This is a genomic window from Bacillus sp. S3 (assembly GCF_005154805.1).
GTDB lineage: Bacteria > Bacillota > Bacilli > Bacillales > Cytobacillaceae > Neobacillus.
The window spans coordinates 5,429,884-5,436,472 of record NZ_CP039727.1 but is presented as its reverse complement, the minus strand read 5'-3'; the positions used below and the strand labels follow the sequence as shown (position 1 = coordinate 5,436,472).

The following is a 6,589-nucleotide window of genomic DNA, read 5'->3' as shown; positions in this document are numbered from 1 at the left end:
CACCCCTTGTGGACAACTTTCTACAGACCGTTAGGATAAACTATCCACACGTTATCCACAATTTGTGGATAACAAATATTTGAGATGAAGTTATTCAGAGTGAAAACACAAATATAATATCAAATAATTGCTTAAGGTGCAATGCCTTTTGATAGTTTATCCACAACCGTAACACGATGTGCATAATAATTGTCCACAGGTAGATAACTTGTGCAAAAGCTGTCAATATCTTGTGTGGATAATGAAAAATGTGTCGATTTTTTATCCACAGGCGAAAAAGCAGGAGATGAGGATCCACCCAAGAGAAAATTCCTCATGAATATAGAATTTCTGGAAACCTGCTTTATCATGTTTAAAAAATAATGGAAATAAGGAACAATATCTGGAGAGTAGTTGACAATATAATGCTGACGTCTTTATAATAGTTAAGACTGTCATATAGTTAATTTGATAGCTATTCCTCAGGGAGGTGTCATATAATGAAAAGAACATATCAACCAAATAAGCGTAAACACAGCAAAGTTCACGGTTTCCGCAGTCGCATGAGCTCAGCAAACGGACGTAAGGTTCTAGCTCGTCGTCGTCAAAAAGGAAGAAAAGTATTATCAGCATAGACCACTGAAGCGTCAGTGGTCTTTTTTATAAGAAAAGCGAAAGCGTCAGGGCGCTGGAGCTAGACAATAAGAAAAGCGGAAGTGCCCTTGTCAGGCGACTAGCCGCGAGGGCACTGAAGCTGGACAATTCTCAAGTTCAAAGACCAAAGGAGTTTTTTTATGAAAAAAGAATTCCGAATTAAGAAGAATAAAGAGTTTCAGGCAGCTTTCCAGAAGGGGCACTCCTTCGCTAATCGCCAATTTGTGGTTTACTCTTTGCCGAAAGAGGGGCAGGATTTTTTTCGTATCGGCCTTTCGGTGAGCAAAAAGATTGGAAATGCTGTTACGAGAAACAGAATTAAGCGATATGTCAGGCAATCGATCCATGAATTGGATGATCAGCTTTCCAATGGAAATGACTATGTGATTATTGCCAGGAAGCCAGCAGCAGAAATGGACTTTTTTGAAGTAAAAAAAAGTTTAACGCATGTTCTGAAGGTTGGAAAAGTATTGAAGAGGAAATAAGTTTACAGATTTAGTTAAATAATGCTGTATAGTCGAGACAATTAAACAGAAAAAATGATAAAATACTTTTGAAATAGTACATAAGAAGGTAACTGACATTTTTTTTAACTTTATATTTGGCAAGGAGGAACATTTGCTTGAAAAAACGAATATTACTTTCGTTCGGCCTGCTTTCTGTGTTCTTGTTTTTAACAGGGTGCAGTGAAATAAAGAAGCCGATTACTTCGGAAAGTACAGGGTTTTGGAATGAATACATCGTCTATCCTTTATCATGGTTAATTAAAGAAGGAGCGCATTTACTCGGTGGAAGCTATGGTTTATCACTGATTGTCGTAACTATTATTATCCGTTTAGCAATGTTGCCACTGATGATTAAGCAGACAAGAAGCTCCAAGGCGATGCAGGCATTGCAGCCGGAAATGAAGGCACTTCGGGAAAAGTACAGCTCGAAAGATCAAAAGACACAGCAAAAGCTGCAGCAGGAAACAATGGCCCTTTTTCAAAAGCATGGCGTCAATCCAATGGCCGGCTGTTTTCCATTAATCGTGCAAATGCCAATCTTAATTGGCTTTTACCATGCCATCTCGAGAACAAGAGACATTGCATCGGACAGCTTCCTATGGTTTGACCTTGGGGAAAAAGATCCCTATTACATCTTGCCAATCATCGCTGGAATTACCACCTTTATTCAGCAAAAAATGATGATGGCGGGCCAGGAGCACAATCCGCAAATGGCTATGATGCTGTGGATGATGCCGATCATGATTGTTGTGTTTGCATTCAGTTTCCCAGCAGCCCTTTCACTGTACTGGGTTGTCGGAAATATTTTTATGATTGTCCAAACCTATTTTATTAAAGGACCGGATTTAAGGGCGCAGGCCACCGGTAATGCGGGAGGAGCAAAAAAGTGAAACAAGTAACTGCTACAGGACAAACTGTCGAAGAAGCAGTAGAATCAGCTTTAGCTCAACTACAAACAACAAAAGACCGCGCAGATATAAATATTATTGATGAAGGTAAAAAGGGGATTTTTGGTATCTTTGGTTCACGTCCGGCAGTTGTTAAGGTTACGATGGTCATTGATCCAATTGAGGAAGCAAAGAAATTCCTGGTTCAAGTAAGTGAACAAATGGGTGCACCGGCGGAGATTGAAATCAAACGGGAAGGCAAACAGGTTTACTTGATCATGACCGGGGAAAAAATTGCGCTGTTAATCGGAAAACGAGGTCAAACCCTTAATTCGCTGCAATATTTGACCCAGTTGGTGATTAATCGCTATGCTACTCAATATTTAACCGTGATTTTGGACGCTGAAGATTACCGAAACAGAAGAAGTGAAACGCTCGTTCAATTGGCTCAGCGGCTTGCGGGGAAGGCTGTCAAGTCAGGAAAAGATGTAGCGTTGGAACCGATGCCTTCTTATGAGCGTAAAGTGATTCATACCGCTTTAGCTGATAACAAACGAGTAAAGACATTTTCAGATGGAACTGAACCCCATCGATTTATCGTCATTACACCAGTGAAAAGATAATGAAAAAAAACATCCTATCCATTGATAGGGTGTTTTTTTTGTCATTTTTCATAAAAGTATGGTTGATTGGAGCGGAACACGAGACTTAGGCTGGAGAACGGGGCGGAAATCAACATTGTTGATAACTATTGCTTGAAGATTTCACACTTTATTGTTATTCACATGTGGATAAGTTAAAATAATAAATAGACATTTTGGACTGTGGATAAGGTTAAGATGCTTTTTTAACAGAAATTCATGTGGTATTCTACTATTTTGGAGAAAAAATAACTTTTTATATAGTAAGTGTTAGTTGTTACTTGTGAGGTGAAGGAAATGGAATTTGATACAATTGCGGCCATCTCAACTCCGATGGGGGAGGGAGCTATTGCGATTGTTCGATTGAGCGGTGATGATGCCGTTCCAATCGCAGACAAGCTGTTTAAGGGTATTGGAGGAAAAAAACTGACAGAAGTGGCGAGCCATACGATTCATTATGGCCATCTTCTCGACCCGAAAAACAATGAAGTGGTAGAAGAGGTAATGGTCTCGGTTATGAAAGCACCAAAGACGTTTACAAAAGAAGATGTTGTCGAGATCAACTGCCACGGCGGGATTGTGTCTGTGAATCGCGTGCTGCAGCATGTGTTGAAATACGGGGCAAGATTGGCGGAACCCGGCGAATTTACGAAACGGGCCTTTTTAAATGGACGGATTGATTTATCGCAGGCAGAAGCGGTCATGGATTTAATTCGGGCAAAAACCGACAGGGCGATGAACGTGGCACTTGGACAAATGGAAGGGCGCTTATCAAAGCTTGTCAAAAAGCTGCGCCAGGAGATTTTAGAAGTGCTCGCCCATGTCGAAGTAAATATCGATTACCCAGAGTATGATGATGTCGAGGAAATGACTCATAAGATGCTGCTGGAAAAAGCTCATTTTGTTCGGGAGGAAATTCAAAAGCTGCTGCAAACATCGGAGCAGGGTAAGATTTTACGTGAGGGTCTATCAACAGTCATTATTGGACGGCCAAATGTCGGTAAATCATCATTATTAAACAGTCTCGTTCATGAAAATAAGGCAATTGTTACCGATATTCCCGGGACGACACGTGATGTGATTGAGGAATATGTCAATGTCCGCGGAGTGCCGCTCAGACTGTTAGATACAGCTGGAATCAGGGAGACAGAGGATATTGTCGAACGGATTGGCGTTGAACGTTCTCGGCAAGTATTAAAAGAGGCGGATTTAATTTTACTTGTGTTGAATTATTCTGATTTGCTGACAATCGAGGATGAGCATCTTTTTGAAGCGGTAAACGGGATGGATGTCATTGTTATTGTTAATAAAACGGATTTGCCGCAGCAAATCAATATGGAACGTGTAAAGGAATTGGCGAAAGGCCATAAACTGGTTACTACTTCATTGCTCGAAGACCTTGGTGTTGATGAACTGGAGGAGGCTATTGCCTCATTGTTCTTTGCCGGATCGATTGATGCCGGAGATATGACCTATGTGTCAAACAGCCGCCATATTGCGTTGCTCAATATGAGCCTGCAGGCGATTGAGGAAGCGATTGAAGGGGTGGAAATCGGCACCCCGATTGATATTGTCCAAATTGATTTAACGAGAACTTGGGAACTGCTCGGAGAAATTATCGGCGACAGTGTCCATGAAAGCCTTATTGATCAGCTATTCTCGCAATTTTGTTTAGGGAAATAGAAAAGATGACTCTTCTTATGTTTTTCCCGGTATTAGAGGGGATAAAATAGAGGAATGAAGTTTAGAGGAGCCCGTTTCGGTTGGAAAATTGAGAAAAGGCGCTTATAGAGTTTATAGGAGCCGGTTTAGTTCAAGAAGTTGAGAAGAGGGTCGCTTATAGAGCTTATAAGAGCCCGTTTCGGTTCAAAAATTGTGAAAAAGGGTTCCAATTGGACTTATTAGAGACCGTTTGGATTAAAAAATTGGTTAAAAGGTATCCAATAGGTCTCTAGGAGCCGAAACTATTAAAGCAAAGTTGAAGATTCAGCGTTTCCGTCATGATACGGAAAAGGAGGAAACAAATGCAATACGAAGCAGGAAGTTATGACGTCATTGTCGTTGGTGCCGGACATGCCGGCTGTGAAGCGGGACTTGCCGCAGCAAGACTTGGCGCGAAAACATTAATGATCACGATCAACTTAGATATGATTGCCTTTATGCCTTGTAACCCATCCGTCGGCGGCCCCGCAAAGGGGATTGTTGTGCGTGAAATTGACGCACTCGGCGGGGAAATGGCTAAAAATATTGATAAAACCTATATTCAAATGAGAATGCTGAACACCGGTAAGGGTCCGGCAGTGCGGGCATTACGGGCACAGGCCGATAAATTTGCCTATCAGCACGAAATGAAAAAAACATTGGAAGAAGAAGCAAATTTAACCCTAATCCAAGGCATGGTTGAGGAATTGATTGTCGAAGAGGGGACTGTTCAAGGGGTTATCACGAAAACAGGGGCAGTCTATCGCTCCAAAACGGTGATAATCACGACAGGGACATTCTTACGCGGGGAGATCATCCTCGGTGAATTAAAATATTCCAGCGGCCCGAATAATCAACAGCCGTCAATTAAGCTGTCAGAACACTTAGAAGAGCTTGGCTTTGAATTGGTGCGTTTCAAGACAGGAACACCGCCAAGAGTCAATAGCAATACCATTGATTACAGCAAAACGGAAATCCAGCCTGGTGATGAAGTTCCAAGGGCCTTTTCCTACGAAACAACGAAATATATTACCGACCAGCTGCCATGCTGGCTGACCTATACAAATGACAGTACCCATCAGTTAATTGACGCCAACCTCCATCGGTCGCCGATGTTCTCCGGCATGATTAAAGGAACTGGACCGAGATATTGTCCATCAATTGAGGATAAGGTGGTCCGCTTTAACGATAAGCCGCGCCATCAAATTTTCCTTGAACCGGAAGGAAGAAATACGAAGGAAGTCTATGTACAGGGACTGTCAACGAGCCTTCCAGAAGATGTACAGCAGCAAATCATTAAAACGGTACCCGGACTGGAAAATGCCCAAATGATGCGGGCGGGTTATGCGATTGAGTATGATGCGATCGTGCCAACACAACTTTGGCCGACATTGGAAACAAAAGTAATCAAAAACCTATATACAGCGGGTCAAATTAATGGAACATCCGGTTATGAAGAAGCTGCCGGGCAGGGATTGATGGCTGGGATTAATGCAGGTTTACATGCACTTGGCCGCGAACCAATCGTGTTAAGCCGCTCAGATGCCTATATTGGCGTGTTAATTGATGATTTAATTACAAAAGGAACACCTGAACCATACCGGCTTTTAACATCCAGAGCGGAATACCGCCTCTTGCTGCGTCATGACAATGCTGACTTACGCTTAACAAAGATCGGACATGAAATTGGCTTAATCCGTGATGATCGTTATGAAGCATTTGTAGTGAAAGAGGAAGCGATTGAAGCTGAAAAACAAAGATTGCAGTCGATCATCCTTAAACCTTCCGCTAAGGTACAGGAATTAATTCGCAGTATTGGCGGCAGTGAGCTAAAAGACGGTATCCGTGCCTCCGACCTGCTAAAAAGGCCGGAAATGTCATACGAATTGCTGGAGACTCTGACAAGTCCTGAAGTCCCTTTAGATGATGAAATAAAAGAACAAGTGGAAATTCAAATTAAATATGAGGGCTATATTGAAAAGTCCTTGCAGCAAGTCGAGAAGCTCAAAAAGATGGAAGATAAGAAAATACCTGAAAATATCGATTACGATGCCATTTCGGGATTAGCGACAGAAGCAAAACAAAAGTTAAAGAAAATCAAACCATTATCGCTGGCACAGGCATCAAGAATTTCTGGTGTGAATCCGGCTGATATCTCCATCCTGCTGGTCTATCTGGAACATGGACGAGTGGCTAGGATATCAACTAATTAGAAGGACAT

General features: G+C 42.0%; 6 protein-coding genes. All 6 read left to right on the top strand.

The features are described 5' to 3' along the window. Window positions 1-479: 479 nt before the first annotated feature. Window positions 480-614, top strand: coding sequence for a 50S ribosomal protein L34 (gene rpmH / locus FAY30_RS25905; RefSeq protein WP_063255153.1), 135 nt, complete (start codon window positions 480-482; stop codon window positions 612-614). Between the two features lie 159 nt (window positions 615-773). Beyond that, entirely contained in the window at window positions 774-1,118 is a 345-nt protein-coding gene (gene rnpA, locus FAY30_RS25900; RefSeq protein ID WP_149872536.1) for a ribonuclease P protein component, read from the top strand. A 137-nt stretch (window positions 1,119-1,255) separates the two neighbouring features. Beyond that, a complete protein-coding gene (spoIIIJ, locus tag FAY30_RS25895) occupies window positions 1,256-2,029 on the top strand; it encodes a YidC family membrane integrase SpoIIIJ (protein ID WP_149872535.1) in 774 nt (257 codons plus the stop codon). Further along, window positions 2,026-2,649, top strand: a complete 624-nt coding sequence (jag, locus tag FAY30_RS25890) for an RNA-binding cell elongation regulator Jag/EloR (RefSeq protein ID WP_149872534.1) — start codon at window positions 2,026-2,028, stop codon at window positions 2,647-2,649. Before spoIIIJ ends, jag begins: the two co-directional genes overlap by 4 nt. Window positions 2,650-2,964: 315 nt before the next feature. Beyond that, on the top strand, window positions 2,965-4,350 hold the full coding sequence (gene mnmE / locus FAY30_RS25885) for a tRNA uridine-5-carboxymethylaminomethyl(34) synthesis GTPase MnmE (RefSeq protein ID WP_149872533.1): 1,386 nt from the start codon (window positions 2,965-2,967) through the stop codon (window positions 4,348-4,350). A gap of 341 nt (window positions 4,351-4,691) precedes the next feature. Next, window positions 4,692-6,581: a tRNA uridine-5-carboxymethylaminomethyl(34) synthesis enzyme MnmG gene (gene mnmG / locus FAY30_RS25880; RefSeq protein ID WP_149872532.1), complete on the top strand. Its 1,890-nt coding sequence runs from the start codon at window positions 4,692-4,694 to the stop codon at window positions 6,579-6,581. Window positions 6,582-6,589 lie beyond the last annotated feature (8 nt).

Bases quoted from the DNA above. Each gene is read 5' to 3' on its own strand.
- rpmH (WP_063255153.1), top strand. From the start codon at position 480: ATGAAAAGAACATATCAACCAAATAAGCGTAAACACAGCAAAGTTCAC.
- mnmG (WP_149872532.1), top strand. From the start codon at position 4,692: ATGCAATACGAAGCAGGAAGTTATGACGTCATTGTCGTTGGTGCCGGA.
- mnmE (WP_149872533.1), top strand. From the start codon at position 2,965: ATGGAATTTGATACAATTGCGGCCATCTCAACTCCGATGGGGGAGGGA.
- rnpA (WP_149872536.1), top strand. From the start codon at position 774: ATGAAAAAAGAATTCCGAATTAAGAAGAATAAAGAGTTTCAGGCAGCT.